The sequence below is a fragment of the Achromobacter sp. 2789STDY5608621 genome, assembly GCF_001299375.1.
GTDB lineage: Bacteria > Pseudomonadota > Gammaproteobacteria > Burkholderiales > Burkholderiaceae_B > Achromobacter > Achromobacter insuavis.
The window spans coordinates 16,666-34,458 of sequence record NZ_CYTU01000021.1; the positions used below are offsets into that span (position 1 = coordinate 16,666).

At 67.9% G+C, this 17,793-nt stretch carries 13 protein-coding genes and 1 tRNA gene; 3 read left to right on the forward strand and 11 right to left on the reverse strand.

What is annotated here, in order from left to right:
- Positions 1 to 3: 3 nt before the first annotated feature.
- The 3 genes from AOZ53_RS19320 to AOZ53_RS19330 all read right to left on the reverse strand — a co-directional run bounded on the left by AOZ53_RS19320 (position 4) and on the right by AOZ53_RS19330 (position 2,272).
- A complete protein-coding gene (locus tag AOZ53_RS19320; protein WP_054488943.1) occupies positions 4 to 471 on the reverse strand; it encodes a hypothetical protein in 468 nt (155 codons plus the stop codon).
- Between the two features lie 206 nt (positions 472 to 677).
- Positions 678 to 762, reverse strand: a tRNA-Leu gene (locus tag AOZ53_RS19325).
- A gap of 118 nt (positions 763 to 880) precedes the next feature.
- Entirely contained in the window at positions 881 to 2,272 is a 1,392-nt protein-coding gene (locus tag AOZ53_RS19330; protein ID WP_054488945.1) for a nucleobase:cation symporter-2 family protein, read from the reverse strand.
- A 112-nt stretch (positions 2,273 to 2,384) separates the two neighbouring features.
- Here AOZ53_RS19330 and AOZ53_RS19335 point away from each other — a divergent pair, with 112 nt between their 5' ends.
- The 3 genes from AOZ53_RS19335 to AOZ53_RS19345 all read left to right on the forward strand — a co-directional run bounded on the left by AOZ53_RS19335 (position 2,385) and on the right by AOZ53_RS19345 (position 7,490).
- Positions 2,385 to 3,827: a DKNYY domain-containing protein gene (locus tag AOZ53_RS19335; protein WP_231690645.1), complete on the forward strand. Its 1,443-nt coding sequence runs from the start codon at positions 2,385 to 2,387 to the stop codon at positions 3,825 to 3,827.
- Positions 3,828 to 4,011: 184 nt separating this feature from the next.
- Complete coding sequence (htpG, locus tag AOZ53_RS19340) at positions 4,012 to 5,901, forward strand: molecular chaperone HtpG (protein ID WP_054488947.1); 1,890 nt, start codon at positions 4,012 to 4,014, stop codon at positions 5,899 to 5,901.
- A gap of 389 nt (positions 5,902 to 6,290) precedes the next feature.
- Positions 6,291 to 7,490, forward strand: a complete 1,200-nt coding sequence (locus AOZ53_RS19345) for an MFS transporter (RefSeq protein ID WP_054429140.1) — start codon at positions 6,291 to 6,293, stop codon at positions 7,488 to 7,490.
- On the opposite strand, the gene AOZ53_RS19350 is transcribed toward AOZ53_RS19345, so the two are convergent.
- The 8 genes from AOZ53_RS19350 to AOZ53_RS19385 all read right to left on the reverse strand — a co-directional run bounded on the left by AOZ53_RS19350 (position 7,491) and on the right by AOZ53_RS19385 (position 17,670).
- Positions 7,491 to 9,674 carry a TonB-dependent receptor gene (locus AOZ53_RS19350; protein WP_054488949.1) on the reverse strand — a complete coding sequence of 728 codons (2,184 nt, stop codon included), beginning with the start codon at positions 9,672 to 9,674 and terminating at the stop codon, positions 7,491 to 7,493.
- Between the two features lie 40 nt (positions 9,675 to 9,714).
- Positions 9,715 to 11,175 (reverse strand): ABC transporter permease subunit, encoded by a 1,461-nt coding sequence (locus tag AOZ53_RS19355; RefSeq protein ID WP_054488951.1) that lies wholly within the window; start codon positions 11,173 to 11,175, stop codon positions 9,715 to 9,717.
- Positions 11,176 to 11,185: 10 nt separating this feature from the next.
- Positions 11,186 to 12,574, reverse strand: a complete 1,389-nt coding sequence (locus AOZ53_RS19360) for an ABC transporter permease subunit (protein WP_054488953.1) — start codon at positions 12,572 to 12,574, stop codon at positions 11,186 to 11,188.
- Positions 12,571 to 13,281, reverse strand: coding sequence for an ABC transporter ATP-binding protein (locus AOZ53_RS19365; RefSeq protein ID WP_054488955.1), 711 nt, complete (start codon positions 13,279 to 13,281; stop codon positions 12,571 to 12,573). Before AOZ53_RS19365 ends, AOZ53_RS19360 begins: the two co-directional genes overlap by 4 nt.
- Before the next feature lie 234 nt (positions 13,282 to 13,515).
- Entirely contained in the window at positions 13,516 to 14,826 is a 1,311-nt protein-coding gene (locus AOZ53_RS19370; RefSeq protein WP_054488957.1) for an MFS transporter, read from the reverse strand.
- A 32-nt stretch (positions 14,827 to 14,858) separates the two neighbouring features.
- Positions 14,859 to 16,007, reverse strand: coding sequence for a galactonate dehydratase (gene dgoD, locus AOZ53_RS19375; protein ID WP_006391563.1), 1,149 nt, complete (start codon positions 16,005 to 16,007; stop codon positions 14,859 to 14,861).
- Positions 16,004 to 16,657, reverse strand: a complete 654-nt coding sequence (locus tag AOZ53_RS19380; protein ID WP_054488959.1) for a 2-dehydro-3-deoxy-6-phosphogalactonate aldolase — start codon at positions 16,655 to 16,657, stop codon at positions 16,004 to 16,006. Before AOZ53_RS19380 ends, dgoD begins: the two co-directional genes overlap by 4 nt.
- Positions 16,654 to 17,670 carry a 2-dehydro-3-deoxygalactonokinase gene (locus tag AOZ53_RS19385; protein WP_054429133.1) on the reverse strand — a complete coding sequence of 339 codons (1,017 nt, stop codon included), beginning with the start codon at positions 17,668 to 17,670 and terminating at the stop codon, positions 16,654 to 16,656. Before AOZ53_RS19385 ends, AOZ53_RS19380 begins: the two co-directional genes overlap by 4 nt.
- Positions 17,671 to 17,793: the final 123 nt, after the last annotated feature.

A 17,793-nucleotide genomic window follows, 5' to 3' on the forward strand; every position in this document is an offset into this window, starting at 1 on the left:
CGCTCAGGCGGAGCGGGGCTCCGCGCGGATCGTGAGCTCTCGCGCCGGCGCGCCGGCCGCCGAGCCTTCGGCGAAGATCAGTCTGCCCTGGAAGCGGGCGTGGGGATATTCAAGCAGGACACGGGGTCGGTCCTCGAAACACAGGCCGGCCAGGATCAGCCGCGCCAGGACCGATTGCACACGTTGCAGCGTCTCCCCATCGGAAACGCCCCGGGCGTGTGAGTCATGGCCTGCCGGCCGCGGCATGCCAACGTGTTCGCGCACGCCATAGCCGAACGACACGATCTGGATGTTGAAGTCGTTCTGGTTGGGAAGAAAGGTCCTGGCGATCTCGCCATACATGACCTTGCCATCCACTTCGACCGCATAGGTGTCGTGTCCGCGTTCGTCCCAGCCGCGGATACCCCCGGCGAATCGGGCCCGCCCTTCGGCCGCGGGCACCCAGTCGAAAGTGCGCTCGTAGATGTCCATGTCGAGGTCTCCGTGTTTGTCTGGGAGCTTACTCTGCTGGCTGTATTGCTCTCTGGGGAGCAAATTCCAGCTACCTGACGCTGCGCCGGGTCATGGACGCATTGGGCGTATCGCTCACCGCCGTCGCCAAGGGCAAGGACACGGCGCACGCATAGCGCCGCGCAAACAAAAAGCCGCTCTGCGTCGCAGGAGCGGCTTTTTCAATCTGGTGCCCGGGGCCGGAATCGAACCGGCACGCCTTGCGGCGGGGGATTTTGAGTCCCCTGCGTCTACCAATTTCACCACCCGGGCAGGCTGGTCGCGGGACCGTCCAGGCGACGGTCGCGGGTAAAGCGAAGACCGCGATTATATGCGGTCTGGGGAAAATTGTCAGGCAAGGGGCCGGCGCGGGGCGCGCCGGCCTGCGTGCTCACTTCTTTTCCGGCAGGAACCAGTTCATGACCAGCGCGCAGATGCCGCCGGTGGCCACGCCCGATTCCAGCACGCTCTTCACCGAGTGCGGCAGGTGCGACAGGATCTCGGGCACCTGCGACACGCCCAGGCCCAGGGCCAGCGACACGGCGATGATCAGCAGGGCGCGGCGGTCCAGGTGGATGCCGGCCAGGATGTTGATGCCCGAGGCGGCCACGGCGCCGAACATGACCATGGCGGCGCCGCCCAGCACGGGTTCCGGCACGGCCTGCAGCACGCCGGCGACGGTGGGGAACAGGCCCAGCAGGACCAGCATGCCGGCGATCCACACGCCGACGTGGCGGCTGGCGATGCCGGTCAGCTGGATGACGCCGTTGTTCTGGGCGAAGACCGAGCTGGGGAAGGTGTTGAACACGCCGGCCAGCAGCGAGTTGGCGCCGTTGACCAGCACGCCGCCCTTGATGCGCTGCATCCACAGCGGGCCTTCGACCGGCTGCTTGGAGACCTTGCTGGTGGCGGTGACGTCGCCGATGGCTTCCAGCGAGGTGACCAGGTAGATGATCAGCATCGGCACGAACAGTGCCCAGGAGAAGCCCAGGCCGAAGTGCAGCGGCATCGGCACCTGGAACAGCGCGGCTTCGCGCGCGCCGGTGAAGTCCAGGCGGCCCATGTAGGCGGCGGCGATGTAGCCGACGGCCAGCGCCAGCACCAGCGCGGTGCTGCGGATCCACACCACCGGCACGCGGTTCAGCAGGATGATGGTGCCCAGCACCAGGCCCGATAGCGTCAGGTTCTCGGCGCTGGCGAAGGTGCCGCTGGCCATGGCGCCGAAACCGCCGCCCATGCTGATGAGGCCGACCTTGATCAGCGTCAGGCCGATCAGCAGCACGACGATGCCGGTGACCAGCGGGGTGATCAGGCGCTTGACGAAGGGCAGGATGCGGCTAATGCCCATTTCGACGAAGGAACCGGCGATGACGACGCCGAAGATCGCGGCCATCACGGCCTCGACCGGCGTGCCCTGTTTGACCATGACCGAGCCGCCGGCGATCAGCGGGCCGACGAAGTTGAAACTGGTGCCCTGCACGATCAGGAGGCCCGCGCCCAGCGGACCGAAGCGCTTGCACTGCACGTAGGTGGCGATGCCGGAGATGACCAGCGACATGGACACGATCAGGGTGGTGTCGCGGCTGCTCACGCCCAGGGCCTGGCAGATCAGCAGGCCGGGGGTGACGATGGGCACCAGGATGGCCAGCAAATGCTGCAGGGCGGCGACGAAGGCGACCGGGGCGGCGGGACGATCGTCGGGGCCGTAGACCAGGTCGTGGCGGGGTTCGGCGTCGTCGGACGCGCCGTGGGAGGTAGGTTGGGTCAGGGAGGCGGGTTGCATGGCAGGGAGCCGGCCGGGGGTGGGATGGGAGGAAAGTGCGGCATTTTAGCGGGGAAGGTCCCCGGGCGCAGCGCGTCTGCCAGGGGGGGCGACAGGGGGCTTGATAGAATTCTTGTCCGCCAACCAGGGGCCGCCGAACCGGGAACCGATGCATAAACGCACCAGAGGGATCGTGATCGTCGTGGTCTTGCTGGCCCTGCTCCTGTCGATGCTGCTGCTGTTCTGGCTGATCGATAGCGGCGACGATTTCGCCGCCATCGATCATGGCGAGTCCTATGGCAACAGCATCTACAAGCGCTATCAGGGCGAGGTCTACGCGGCCGTGCCCAGCAACGGCTACTACCGCATGGGGGGCGCCGATCCGGCCAGTTTCCAGACCTTCGACAAGGGCCGCTTCGATAGCCGCCAGGCGGCGCGAGATGCAAGCCATGTGTATTGCGGCAACCGCGTCCTGCCGCAAATGCGTGCGGACACCACGCGCTACCTGGGCAACAGCTATTTCAGCGACGGCGCGCTGACCTACTTCTGTGATTCTTCTTCCGGACTCAATCGCGAGCTGGGTCGGCTGGATGAGATCTGGCAGAACATCCTGTATCGGGCCGGCCGGGGCGACAAGCCGCAGACCTACCTGTACCCGTTCCTGGTTTTGCCGGCCAGCGGCCAGCCCTACCGGCCGCTGCTCGACCGCCAGTTGGCCACGGATGGCGCGCGCGTGTTCTACAAGGGTCGCGACATGCCGCAAGCGGACCCGGCGCAATTGCGCCGCATCGCCGCGATCCAGGGCGGCGAGGCGCGGCCGGGCGACGATTTCTTCGCCGATGGCCACCGGGTCTATTACCGGGAGACGCTGCTGCCGTTGTCGGATGATCCGGCGCTGTACACCTTCACGGTCGGCAATCTCTACAACCAGCCTTATCTTCATGACCCGCGCAATGGCATGGTGTACCTGGGGGCGCTGGCGTTCGACCCGGCGCATGCGCCCTACCGGCTGGTGAACGAACAGGGCCGGCACGTGCTCCATGCGCTGTTCGCGAGCCGGGACGGCATCTATTTCTACAACAGCGAGAAGGGCGTGGTGGAGCGGGCCGGCGACGATCCGTTCGCGGCGGGTGGCTTCACGGCGCTGTCGCCGTATGTTTTCCGGGATGGCCGTCAGGTGCTGTTCCTGAAGGGCAAGGAGGTCTGGAACCGCTCCCGCGGCGGCGGCGGGCTGGTGTCCCGGTCCACGCTGATCCTGCGGTTCAAGGACGCGCCGGCGGGGGATTGGACCAAGCTCGGCGACGTCTATCACGGCTTCGGCTCGGTCTGGCGCAATGGCGACACGCTCTATTATCTCGACGAGCTGGGGGCGTCGCAGCTGATATTCAGTCCGATCTACCAGATCCTCGATCCCGCCGCGGCGGATTTTCTGCTCCGCTCGCAGGCAACCCGGCAGATCACGGCGGACGACATCCGCAAGCTGGTCCGCAGCGGGAAGCTGGCGGTGCCCGAATTTGAAGAGGTGCTGGAGGCCAAGACGCGTTATCGCAGCGGCGTCCTGTCCATTTTTGATTGATGCCCGGGGCGGAGCGGGGTGTCCTCGCTTGCCCGCGGCGGCGCCGGAACGGCCGCCGCAGGGGCCGGTCTTGAAATATTTCAGATGGCCCCCATCACAATAGGGTTTCCCGGAGACCGCCCGGGCCGCGCGCCCTGCCATCCGGCTTTCCTTTGTCCCTAATTTTCCGACTTTTCATACAACGATGAGCCAAACTGCCACGTCCGAAACCCTGGGATTCCAGGCCGAGGTGAAGCAACTGCTGCACCTGATGATCCATTCGCTGTACAGCAACAAGGAAATCTTCCTGCGCGAGCTGGTGTCGAACGCGTCTGATGCCTGCGACAAGCTGCGCTTCGAAGCCATCGACAACCCGGCGCTGCTGGAAGGCGATGGCGAGCTGGCCATCACCGTCGGCTACGACAAGGAAGCGCGCACGATCACCATTTCCGACAACGGTATCGGCCTGTCGCGCGAAGAGGCCGTGGCCAACCTGGGCACCATCGCCCGTTCGGGCACGCGCGAGTTCTTCTCGCAGCTGACCGGCGACAAGCAGAAGGATGCGCAACTGATCGGCCAGTTCGGCGTGGGCTTCTATTCCTCGTTCATCGTGGCCGACAAGGTCACGGTGGTCAGCCGCCGCGCCGGCGCCACCGACGCCATCCGCTGGGAGTCCGACGGCCAGGGCGAATTCACCATCGCAGCCGCCGACAAGGCCACGCGCGGCACCGACGTCACGCTGCACCTGCGCGCCGACGAAGACGAGCTGCTCAACGGCTGGAAGCTGCGCGAGATCCTGCGCCGCTACTCCGACCACATCTCGCTGCCGATCCGCATGGCCAAGGAAGAATGGGACGCGGAGAAGGGCGAACAGGTCAAGCAGGACGAGCTGGAAACGGTCAACCAGGCCAACGCCCTGTGGGCCCGCAACAAGGCCGACGTCACCGAGGAACAGTACCGCGAGTTCTACAAGACGGTGTCGCACGACTATGACGACCCGCTCGCCTGGACTCACAACCGCGTCGAAGGCCGCAGCGAATACACCCAGCTGCTGTACGTGCCCAAGCACGCGCCGATGGACCTGTGGGACCGCGACGGCCGTCGTGGCGTCAAGCTGTACGTCAAGCGCGTCTTCATCATGGACGACGCCGACCAGCTGCTGCCGTCGTACCTGCGCTTCGTGCGCGGCGTGATCGACTCGGCCGACCTGCCGCTGAACGTGTCGCGCGAGATACTGCAGGAAAGCCGCGACGTGCGCGCCATCCGCGAAGGCTCGGCCAAGCGCATCCTGTCGCTGCTGGAAGACCTGGCCGAGAACAAGCCGGAAGAGTACGCCGCGTTCTGGTCGGAATTTGGCCAGGTGCTCAAGGAAGGCGCGGGCGAAGACCACGCCAACCTGGAACGCATCGCCAAGCTGATGCGCTTCGCCTCGACCCACACCGGCGACCAGGCCCAGACCGTGTCGTTCGCCGACTACGTGGCGCGCATGAAGGAAGGCCAGGACAAGATCTACTACGTCACGGCCGACACCTTCGCCGCCGCCAGCAACAGCCCGCACCTGGAGATCTTCCGCAAGAAGGGCATCGAGGTGCTGCTGCTGTCCGACCGCGTCGACGAGTGGATGCTGTCGTACCTGCGTGAATTCGACGGCAAGTCGCTGGTCTCGGTGGCCAAGGGCGGCCTCGACCTGGCCGAGCTGGCCGACGAGGAAGAAAAGAAGCACCAGGCCGAAGTGGCCGAGGACTTCAAGCCGCTGGTCGAGCGTCTGCAGAAGACCCTGGAAGACCAGGTCAAGGAAGTGCGCGTGACGCTGCGCCTGGTGGATTCGCCGGCGTGCGTGGTGGTGGGCCAGAACGAACTCAGCCCGCACCTGCTGCGCATGCTGAAGGCCGCCGGCCAGGAAGCGCCCAACGTCAAGCCGGTGCTGGAGATCAACCCGGAACACCCGCTGCTGGCCCGCATCCGCGCCGCCGACGACGGCGAGTTCGACCAGTGGGCCCGCCTGCTGCTCGACCAGGCCCTGCTGGCCGAAGGCGCGCAAATCGCCGACCCGGCGGCGTTCGTGAAGCGGCTGAATGCGCTGCTGCTGAAGTAAGCGGCGGTACACGAAGGCAAGAAAAGGGCGCCCGCGAGGGCGCCTTTTTCATTGGCGAGGGGCGGCTGGGGCCGTACTACCTCGTTGAGGATGGGATCGTTGAGCCCGTCCCTTTTATCCTAGGCCCATATTCCCGCTCGGTAATTTTTTTGATGAACAACGCGATTTCCGTCGAAAAAATTACCGAGCGGGAATTTCTCCCCTCTCTCGACCCCCCCACGTCATTCATGACTCCAGGTCAAAAGTCTTTCCCCGTTTAGTTGCTTTTTCTGTAAGGGTATACCCGTCATACTGGCCGCCTGTCTTCCGATCAGACCCGTCCTACGCCCCGGCCTTCGCCGCGACGCCCCTGGATTCCCTGGTCGGCGCATCCATACCAAGGAACCCGTATGTCTACCCATGAAACCCCGCCGGTGAAAGCCGGCCTGCCATTGCTGGCGCTGGCCGTCGGCGCCTTCGGCATCGGCGTCACCGAATTCTCGCCCATGGGCCTGCTGCCCGTGATCGCCGACGGCGTGGGCGTGTCCATCCCCAGCGCCGGCATGCTGATCAGCGCCTACGCGATCGGCGTGATGCTCGGCGCGCCGCTGATGACGCTGGCGCTGTCGCGCTGGTCGCGCCGCAAGGCGCTGATCGTGCTGATGGCGATCTTCACCATCGGCAACCTGCTGTCGGCGCTGTCGCCCAACTACACCACGCTGCTGCTGGCGCGCCTGGTGACCAGCCTGAACCACGGCGCCTTCTTCGGCCTGGGTTCGCTGGTGGCCGCCAGCGTGGTGCCGCGCCACAAGCAGGCCAGCGCGGTGGCGACGATGTTCCTGGGGCTGACCATCGCCAACGTCGGCGGCGTGCCGGCGGCGACCTGGCTGGGCCAGGTGATCGGCTGGCGCATGTCGTTCGCCGCGACCTCGGTCCTGGGCCTGCTGGCGATGCTGTCGCTGTGGTTCGCGTTGCCGGCGGGCGAAGCCGGGCGGCGTCCGGACATCCGCCACGAACTGGCGGTGCTCAAGACCCCGGTGGTGCTGGTTGCCCTGTTGACCACGGTGCTGGGCGCGGGCGCGATGTTCACGCTGTACACCTACGTGGCGCCGACGCTGGCCGAGTTGACCGGCGCCTCGCCCAACTTCGTGACCGCGATGCTGGTGCTGATCGGCATCGGCTTCACCATCGGCAACACCGCCGGCGGCCGTTTCGCCGATCGGTCGCTGGATGGCAGCCTGATCGCCTTCCTGGTGCTGGTGATCGCCGACCTGCTGGCCTTCCCGTGGCTGGCGCAGACCCCGGTGGGCGCCGCGATCGGCCTGCTGATCTTCGGCTTCGGCACCTTCGCCGTGGTGCCGCCGCTGCAGATGCGGGTGATGCGCGCCGCCACCGACGCGCCCGGCCTGGCCTCGTCGGTGAACGTGGGCGCGTTCAACCTGGGCAACGCCGTGGGCGCGGCGGCCGGTGGCGGCGTGATTTCCGCCGGCCTGGGCTACGCCGCGGTGCCGATCGCCGGCGCGGTCATCGCCGCCGCCGGGCTGGGGCTGGTGCTGTGGCAGCGCGCCGCCAACCAGCGCCAGCGCAAGCTGGCGGTGCAGGGCTGCTGATCAGAACTCGAACGTCACGCCCAACTCGTAGGTGCGACCCGGCGCCAGCAGCACCTGGCTGGTGGCGCGACCGCCGTAGTAGGCGTAGAGCTTGTCGGTCAGGTTGCGCACGCGGAAGGTGATCAGCGCCGGCCGCAGGCGGTAGCTGACGGCCGCATCCACGGTGGTGTGGCCGTTGATGCGGATCTGGTTGGCGTTGTCGGTATAGATCTTGCCGGTGTGGTTCAGGCCGACGAAGAAGTTCATCGGCAGTTCCTTGAGCCGGTAGTTGGCGTACAGGTTGGCGACGCGCTCGGGCACGTTGGGCGGGGTGTTGCCCACGCGCGAGGTGCCGTCGGCCTCGGTCAGCGAATCGAAGCGGGCGTTCAGCGCCGCGATGTTGCCGGACACGGTCAGCTGCGGCGTGACGCGCCAGTCGGCCGACAGCTCCACCCCGCGCGACGATTGGCGGCCGTTGTTGACGGTCACGCGCGGGTCATTGGCGTCGCGCGTCAGCACGTTCTCCAGCTTGATGTGATAGACCGCCGCGGTCCATTCGACGTCGCCCAGGCTCTGCTTGAAGCCGGCTTCCCATTGCTCGCCCTTGGCCAGCGGGAACGAGGCGTTGGACTGCGACAAGAGGAACAGCGAGCCCACCGGGATGGTGGCGTTGGTGTACTGCGCGTAGACCGAGGACGACGGCGTCACGTCATACACGGTGCCCAGGCGCATGGAGTTGGCGTTGTAGCGGGTGCTGAAGGCGCTGCGGGTGCCGGCGTTCAGGTCGGTGACGCTGCGCTCGACGCGGATGCGGTCGTAGCGGTAGCCGCCGACCACGGTCCAGCGCTCGGTCAGCTTGAGCGAGTCTTCCAGGAACAGCGCGGCGCCGCGCACGTCGGTGGTGAAGTCGGTGCGGTTGCCGGGGCCGCTCATCAGCGCGGGGTCGTCGTTGAAATAGCCCACGTCCGGATTCCACAGCGACACGCGCAGGGCGTCGCCGGTGCTGGCCGAGCGATTCGAGAAGCGCCGTTCGCTGTCGAGCGTGGTCTTGCTGAGCTCGCCGCCGATCACGAACTTGTTCGACAGGCCGCCGATGGTGCCGTTGTGGGTCGCGTCGAAACGGTCGATCAGGTAGCGCTGGTGGTGCGTGATGATGGTCTGGTCACGATCGATCGAGCCGGGGGCGCTGAAGGTGGCCGATTCCGAGTTCTTCCACAGCCGGTCGACCTTGTTCATCGCCAGTTCGTTGCGCAGCGTCCATGACGGCGTCAGCTGGTGGGTGACCCGCGCCCGCACCCAATAGGCTTCGGCCTCGTTGCGGTCGTCGAGCACGTTGTAGTTCTTGCCGGCCAGGGCGCGGTCGAGCACGCGGCCGTCGGGCGTGCTGACCACGCCTGTGGGGTCCTTGGCCAGGCTGCGCGGGATCAGCGGCGTGCCCCAATAGGCGTGGCCGGTGTCGCGCGAGTAGTCGAACGACAGGTCCAGGCGGGTGGCGGGCGCGACGTCGAAGGCGACGCCGGTGGTCAGGTGGTCCAGCTTGTTGCTGTTGCGGTCGATGGTGCCGACGCGGCTGTCGTTGTGGCTGTAGTCGATGCGGTAGGCGCCGGTCTCGCCGAAGTTGTCGCCCAGGCCGATGCCGGTGCGGGTGCTGCCGTAGCTGCCATACGAGAACATCGCTTCGCGCGAGGGGTTGTCGCGGTCGGGGCGCTTGGTCTGGAAGTTGACGATGCCGCCGATGGCGCTGTCGCCCTGCAGCACCGAGGCCGGGCCTTTCAGGACTTCGATGCGCTCGTAGTTCCAGGTGTCCTCGACCCGGTTGGTCGAGCCGGCGCCCGACATGCGCAGGCCGTCGTATAGATACAGGATGTCGGTGAAGCCGCGCGAGGACAGCGTGGTGGGCGAGGACGGCGGACCGCCGCCGGCCAGGCCGGTGGCGCCGCGCAGGGCTTCGCTGAGGGTGGTGGCGCCGCGTTCGCGCATGGCCTGCTGCGACACGATCTCGACCGACGCCGGCGTTTCGCGCACGGTCAGGCCCAGGCGCGACGCGCTGCTGCTGCGGCTGTCCAGGTGCAGGCTGTCCGCGTCGCTGGCAGCCTCGACGCGGATGCTGGGCAGTTCGGCCTCGCGCGCCTGGACTTCCTGGGCCTGGACGTTGGGCACGGCGGTGCATGCCGCGAGCGCGGCGGTGGATACGACTCTTCTCATGACGCTTTCCCGAAACTTGATGGGGGTGAAAAACCTGTGTCTAGACCACGCGGTAGCGGCGCAGGCGCCAACCGGCCAGGGCCAGCAGCAACGCGGCGGGCGCCAGCAGCTGCAGCAGCGCGCGCACGGCCCGCGCGCGGACGGCGGCGGGATCCTCTTCCTGCCAGTGGAAGACCGGCATGGCGGCAAAGTCCTCCGGCGCGATGGCGCGGCTGGCCTCGATGCGGGGCAGGAAGAAATCCTTCCAGGCCCGGTGATAGGCGTCGATCTGGCGCATGAAGTCGGCGTGGCGGCGTTGTCCGGTGCCCGCCAGCGCGGTGATGCCTTCGAACGCCACCGCCGCCGGCGACAGCACGCTGTAGCGCGCCACCAGCGCCTGCTGGCGCGCCATCTGCGCGTCGAAGCGGTCCAGTTCGGGCTGCATCGCCGCGTCCACCTGGCGCTCGACCCGCGCATGGCCCAGCGGACGGCCGGTGATTTCCAGATGGCCGTCGCGCGGAATCAGCGCATCCGGCTTGTCCATGTGGCCGTAGTCGGTCGAGAGCAGGGCGGCGTGGTCGCGCATCGCCAGCGCCGTCGCCACGCGGGTGCGCGTGGCCAGTTCGGCGCGCGACGGCGCGGGGCTGGCGTAGGCGGCCACCAGGTTGAGCAGCACCGGCACCACCAGCACCAGCAGGACCCAGCCGACCATCAGGATCATGGCGTTGGCGGCCGAGGATTTGCCGAAGGCGTTGACCGCCACCACGGCGGAGAACCAGAACAGCGCGTAGGCGCCGACCAGCAGGGCCCACCACAGCGTGGCGCTGGCGGCCTGCAAGGCCTGGGGGCGGGCGATCAGCAGGGCCGCCACCGGCAGCAGCACCGCTGCGCTCAGCAGCACGGCCGCGCGCAGCGCGATCTTGCCGCTGATCAGCGTCAACAGCGCCAGCGGCTGCGACAGCAGCAGGCGCAACGTGCCGTCTTCCTTCTCGCCGGACAGCAGGTTGTGGCCGAGCGCGAAGATCAGCAGCGGCAGCAGGTAGACCACCACGAACGCCAGGTCGAAATGCCCGCTCAGCAGGTGCCAGGGGTTCTCGATGTCGTTGTTGTGGATGAAGTTGACCTTGCTGTCGTAGGTCACCTTGAACTGCGACGGGAACAGGTCGGTCTGGCCCAGCGCCACCGGCGCCAGCGGCACGCTCGGCATGATGGCGTAGTGCGCGCCCAGGCCGCCGCCCATGTTGGCGGGGCTGGCCGGGTTGCCGAACGGCGTCGGGGTTTCGCTGCCGTCCATGATGCGTTGCAGCTGCGCCAGCTGGCTGGCGCGGTTCTGCGCGTCGGCGCGCGCCAGCGCGGCCTGGGCCTCGTCGCGCAACGACGTCTGCAGCAGCCCGTTGAAGACCGCGTAGCCCACCAGCAGCAGGAACAGCAGGCCGCACAGCCACAGCGCGCGTTCGCGCGTCAGCAGGCGGAGTTCGTGCCGCAGGACCATCCCGAAGCGGCGAAATTGCGTATCGTGCACCAGGGGTCTCCTACAGGGCGGTCTGGCGGGCCACGGCGCGCCAGGCAAAGAGCAGGCTCAGCAGCAGCGCGGCGCCCAGCATGAAGAGGCTCAGGCGCGCCTGGTGCAGCGCCCAGCCGGCCGCGGGCGGCTGGTACTTGAAAGGCGGCACGCGCGCCCACAGCGAGGGGCTGGCCTGATACGAGAAATGCAGGTGTTCCTGCGTGTCGGCGTGCGCCACCAGGTCGGCGCTGACGATGTCCTGGATCACGCGGCGCTGCTGTTCGGCGGCGGTGGTGAAGTCGCGGTGGTGGGCGAAGTCGGTGCCGGCCATGGCGGCGGACAGCGCCCGCACCGCCAGCAGCGGCATCAGCCAGCCGGCCGCTTCCTGCACGGTCTGCTGCCGTTCCCAGGTGTCCCACAGGCGGCCGAAGTGACGGTCGTAGACGGCGTAGCTGGACTGGTCGTCGAGCTTGAGCGCCAGGCCCCACTTGTTCAGCGGCACGTCGCGGCTCCAGCGCTCGGTGGTGCCGAAGGCCTGCATCCAGACGCGGTCGGAGGTGGCCTTGAGGTCGTCCTGCAGCGCCTGGTTGAATTCCAGGCGAGTCGGGCTGGGATAGAGGCCGCGCGACAGTTCGGCCATCACGCGCGGCGCGATCACCGTATTGGCGATCCAGAGCGCCAGCAGCACCGTGATCGCCACGCGCGACGAGCGCGCCGCCGCCGATACGCCCAGCGTGACGAAGATGAAGACGGCCAGGTACATCGCGTAGCCGCCCGCCAGCACGGCGAAGCGCCACAGCGCGTCGGCGCGGCCGCCGGCCAGCCACACCGCCACGCCGGCCGCCAGCGCGGCCGGCGCCAGCAGCAGGCCCAGGCTCATGGCCAGGGCGGTGGCCTTGCCCCACAGCAGGCGCCACGGGGCGATGCCCAGGCTCAGGGTCTGGCGCAGGATGCCTTGCTCGCGTTCGCCCGAAAACGCGTTGAAGCCCAGCACGATCACCAGCAGCGGCCCCAGCGCCTGCAGGATCCAGGCGGCCGACAAGTCGCCAAAGCGCTGCAGCCCGGTGGCGTCCTGCGCCGGGCGGAACTTGACCTCGCTCTGGCGGTGCGCCTGCAGCCATACGGTGCTGCCGATATACGGATTGATGCCCGGATCCAGCAGCGCCAGCGTGGTGTCGGGCTTGAAGACGTGCATGCCCTGGTGGGCGGCGTCGTGCGGATGGCGCGCGCCTTGCTTGAGCCAGTCGGCGTAGTCGGTGTTCTGGGCCGCGGCCTGTTCGGCGCGCGCTTCCTGCTGGTGCAGGTAGCCCACCGCCAGCGCGGTCAGCAGCAGCACCGCGACGATGCCCCCGGCCCAGTACAAGCGGCCGTCGCGCAGGCGTTCGCGCAGGTCCTTGAGGGCGATCAGCAGAATCATGCGCCGGTCCTCATGTGCGCCAGGTACAGCGCCTGCAGGTCGGTGTCGTCGATCTGCCGGCTGTCCAGGCTCTCGACCAGCCGGCCGCGCTTCATGATGCCGACGCGGGTGGCGGTCTGGCGGGCGTGGAACAGGTCGTGGGTGGTGGCGAGGATGGCCACGCCGCGTTCGCTGGCGCGTTGCAGCAGACGGGTGAATTCGGCGGCGGCGGACGGGTCCAGTCCGGAGGTGGGCTCGTCCAGCAGCAGCGCGCGCGCGTCCTTGGCCAGCGCCACGGCGATCCAGACCTTCTGCCGCATGCCCTTGGAATAGGCGGCGACGCGCTTGTCGGCCGCGGCCGGATCGAGGCCGACCTCGGCCAGCAGTTCCAGCAGGCGCGCGCGCGGCGGCGCCTCGCCCAGGGCCAGCGCGGCGAAATAGCGCAGGTTTTCCAGTCCGCTGAGCGTGCCGTACAGATTGACCTGCTCGGGGATGTAGGCCACGTGGCGCTTGCTGGCCAGCGGTTCGCGCGCCACGTCCAGGCCGTGGATCTGGGCCTGGCCGCCGTCGGCGTCGATGAAGTTCAGGAACAGGTTGATGGTGGTGGTCTTGCCGGCGCCGTTGGCGCCCAGCAGGCAATAGATTTCGCCCGGCTCGATGCGCAGGTCCAGCGGGTGGAGCGCGATCTGGTCGCCGTAGCGTTTGGTCAGGCCGATGGCTTCGAGCACTGCGAGTCCTTCTTCGTCCGAAGATGCGGGGGAGTCAATGGGAGGGGCGGGGCGGGCCGGCCGGGCATGTTGCCGGCCGAGTTGGGAATGGCTACAATAGTTATGATATAACATAACGTGATTATATCGCCATCCGTCGCGCGGAACTCTGCTCGAATCGACGATACAAAGCAGAAGGGCGCCCACGTGGGCGCCCTTCGTTGCGGTGGCGGTGCGGCGGCGATGCCGCGCGGATCAGGCCTCGATCCGCTCCACCTTGCCCACCAGCAGGATGTACGACAGCGCGCCCAGCAGCGCCAGCGACGACACATACACGATGGCCGGCGCGAAGCTGTCCTTCGACACCAGGAAGCCGATCACGATCGGGGTGCAGATCGACGACAGGTTGCCGACGAAGTTGAACACCCCGCCGGTCAGCCCCAGCAGCCGCACCGGCGCCAGCGCCGACACCAGGGACCAGGTGATCGACGCCAGGCCGTTGCCGAAGAACGCCACCGCCAGGAAGAAGATCACCCACGGCGTCGAGTCGGTGAAGTTGGCGCCGATCATCGACGTCGAGATCAGCAGCCCCAGGATGATCGGCAGCTTGCGCGCCAGGCCCACGGTGGCGCCGCGGCGGACCAGGAAGTCCGACAGCACGCCCGAGCACAGCACGCCGATGAACGCCGCCAGGAACGGCACCGACGCCAGGAAGCCCGACTTGATGAAGTCCATGCCGCGGTACTTCACCAGATAGGTGGGGAACCACGTCAGGAAGAACCACAGCGTCGACGTCAGGCAGAACTGGCCCAGGTACACGCCCCACAGCTTGCGCTGGCTCATCACCAGGCCCAGGTCGTTCCAGTTGAACGGCGCCTTCTTCTCGGTGACGCGCTTGTCCAGGTCGACCACGCCGCCGCCTTTCTGGATCAGCTCGATCTCGGCCGCGTTGGCGCCCTTGAACTGGCGCGGTTCACGGTAGATCATGTACCACAGCACGCCCCAGATGATGCCCAGCAGGCCGGTGCTGACGAACACCATGTGCCAGCCGTAGTGGTGCTGCAGCCAGGCCAGCACCGGCGTCAGGAACGCCAGGCCGACGAACTGGCCCGAGGTGTAGAAGCCGATGGCGGTGGCCCGTTCCTTTTCCGGGAACCAGGTCGTGACGACGCGGTTATTGATCGGATAGGCCGGGGCTTCCAGCGCGCCCACGGCCAGGCGCAGCACGAACAGGATCACGAAGCTGCCGGCAAAGCCCATGAAGAACGTCGCCGCCGACCACAGGATCAGCGCGGCCGCGTACAGCACGCGCGGCGACACGCGGTCCACCAGCCAGCCGCCGGGGATCTGCATGGCGGCATAGGTCCAGCCGAAGGCCGACAGGATCAGCCCTTCGTGCACCGTGTCCAGGCCGAACTCGTCCTTGAGGGCGGGCGCGGCGATGGACAGGTTGCTGCGGTCCAGGTAGTTGATGACGACGGTGATGAACAGCATCACCATGATGAGATAGCGGCTGCGCGTCGGCCGCTGGGCGCTTTGCAGGCCCGGGTGGGTGGCGGTGGTCAAGGGGGTCTCCTCTTTCGCTTTTTTCTACCGGCTTACCACTCGGCGAAGCTGCCGTCGGCGTGGCGCCAGATGGGGTTGCGCCAGCGGTGGCCCACCGCCGCGCGTTCTTTCACGTATTCCTCGTTGACCTCGATGCCCAGGCCGGGGCCCTGGGGAATCGCGACCATGCCGTTCTCGTAGGCGAACACCTCGCGGTTGCTGACGTAGTCCAGCAGGTCGTTGGCGGCGTTGTAGTGGATGCCCAGGCTCTGTTCCTGGATGAAGGCGTTGTAGCAACCGGCGTCGATCTGCAGGCAGGTGGCCAGCGCGATCGGGCCCAGCGGGCAGTGCAGCGCCAGCGCCACGTCGTAGGCCTCGGCCATGGCGGCGATCTTGCGCGTCTCGGTGATGCCGCCGGCGTGCGACGGATCCGGCTGGATGATGTCGACGTAGCCGTCGGCCAGCACGCGCTTGAAGTCCCAGCGCGAGAACAGGCGCTCGCCCAGCGCGATCGGCGTGGACGTCAGCGGCGCCAGTTCCTTCAGCGCTTCGTAGTGTTCGCTGAGCACCGGCTCTTCGATGAACATCAGCTTGAACGGGTCCAGTTCCTTCATCAGCACCTTGGCCATCGGCTTGTGCACGCGGCCGTGGAAGTCCACGCCGATGCCGACGTTGGGGCCGACCGCGTCGCGCACGGCGGCCACGTTCTCCAGGCACTTCTCGACCTTGTCGAACGAATCGATGTACTGCAGTTCCTCGGTGCCGTTCATCTTGACGGCGGTGAAGCCGCGCTCGACCGCGCCCTTGGCGGCCGCGGCGGTGTCGGCCGGCCGGTCGCCGCCGATCCACGAATACACGCGGATGCGGTCGCGCACGTTGCCGCCCAGCAGTTGCGACACGGGCACGCCCAGGTCCTTGCCCTTGATGTCCCACAGCGCCTGGTCGATGCCGGCCAGCGCGCTCATGTGGATGGCGCCGCCGCGGTAGAAGCCGCCGCGGTACAGCACGGTCCAGTGGTCCTCGATGTTGCGCGGGTCCTTGCCGATCAGGTAGTCCGACAGTTCTTCGACGGCGGCGGCCACCGAGTGGGCGCGGCCCTCGACGACCGGTTCACCCCAGCCGACGATGCCGGCGTCGGTTTCGATCTTCAGGAAGCACCACCGCGGCGGCACGATGTAGGTAGTGAGCTTGGTGATCTTCATGCTTGGGTCTCCTGGGCGGGATAGGCGCGTTGCCAGGCGGCGATGAAAGCGCGCGCGTTCTGGCCGACTTCGTTGGCCGTGAGGCCGGGTTTGTACAAGGCGGAGCCCAGGCCGAAGCCGCTGGCGCCCGCCTGGGCGTAGGTGGAAAGGTTGTCGGGCGTGATGCCGCCGACCGGCACCAGCGCGATCGGCGGGCGCATCACCGCGCGCCAGGCCTTGAGCACGGCCGGGCCGAGCTGTTCGGCGGGGAACATCTTGAGCACGTCGGCGCCGGCCGCCAGCGCGGCGAAGGCTTCGGTCGGCGTGGCCACGCCGGGGCACGACGCCAGGCCCGCGGCCTTGGCCGCGCGCACCACGGCCAGGTCGCTGTGCGGCATGACAATCAGCTCGCCGCCGGCGTCCTTGATGCGCGCCACGTCATCGGGGTTCAGCACCGTGCCGGCGCCCACCAGGCAGTCGGCCGGCAGCGCGTCGCGCATGGCGCGGATGCTGGCCAGCGGATCCGGCGAATTCAGCGGCACTTCGATCAGGCGAAAGCCCGCCTCGTACAGCGCTTGCGCGACAGGCACGGCCTCGGCGGGCGTGACGCCGCGCAGGATGGCGATCAGGCCGCAATGGGCCATGGCGGTTTGCAGTCCGGTATGGGTCATGATGTGGTCTCGGAAGAAGAGGGGGCGGGCACCAGTCCGGCGGAAACCGCCAGGTGCCACAGGCCGCGTTCGGTGGCGTGTTGCGCCAGTTGCGGCGTGCCCAGGCCGTAGTGCCGCAGCGCCACGATGTAGCGCTGGCACAGCGCGTCGTCGCCGCACAGCACGATGCGCGGCAGTTCGCCCTGCAGCCGCAGCATGTCGGCCAGCGCGCAGATTTCATGGCCGATCAGCAGGCCCGACAGGTAATCGGCCTGCGACACGCCGGCCAGTTCGCCGGTCAGCCCCAGCGCGCGGGTGCTGAAGATCGTCGACAGCACGCCGGCGCGTCCGGCCGGCACGCCAGCCACTTTCACGCCGCGCTCGAACGCCGCCATGTCGGAGGTCGGCGCCTCGACCATGGTGCGGCCCAGGATGGTGTGGCCGCGCAGCGCGGCATAGACCTCGCCGGTCATGAAGGTATCGAAATGTGTGACCTGGCCGCGGCGCGCGTTGACCCACTTGGAGTGCGTGCCCGGCAGGCCGATCAGCACGCTGTCGGCGGGATCGTTGCCCTGGTCGAACAGCACGCCGAAGACCTGGGTCTCTTCGCCGCGCATCACATTGGGCAGGCCGTGGCGCTGGATCAGGCCGGGCACGATGTGCACCGGCGTCGCGCCATTGCGCTCGACGCGCGTCAGCAGCGTGCCGATGCGTTCCAGGTCGACCGGCACATCCAGGTAGGCGGCCTCTTGCCAGCCCTGCGCGCTGCCGACCATGCCGCAGGCGATCACGGGCAGGTGCGGCTCGGCCCGCAGCCAGTCGCCGCAGGCCTGCTCGAAGGCCAGTTCGAAGCCTGATTGGCCGCTGGGCGTGGCGGCGCCGTCCTGCAAGGGCTGCGGCAGGCGCATGATGCCCCACGGCAGATGGCGGGTATCCAGCGTGCGGCCGGCGCCATCGAGGCGATAGGCGCGCAGCGAAGAGGTGCCCCAATCCAGCGCTATCAGGGCCGCGCGGGCAGGCAATCCGGTTGTCATCAGAATCTGTCTCGTCTCGGGCCGGCGGCGCGCTGCGGGCGAGGGCGCGGGGAGGCGTTCGCGCGCGGCAGGAGCTGGTCGACCTTGTTGTCGTCAGGCCCGCGACGGCGCCAAGGACGGCGC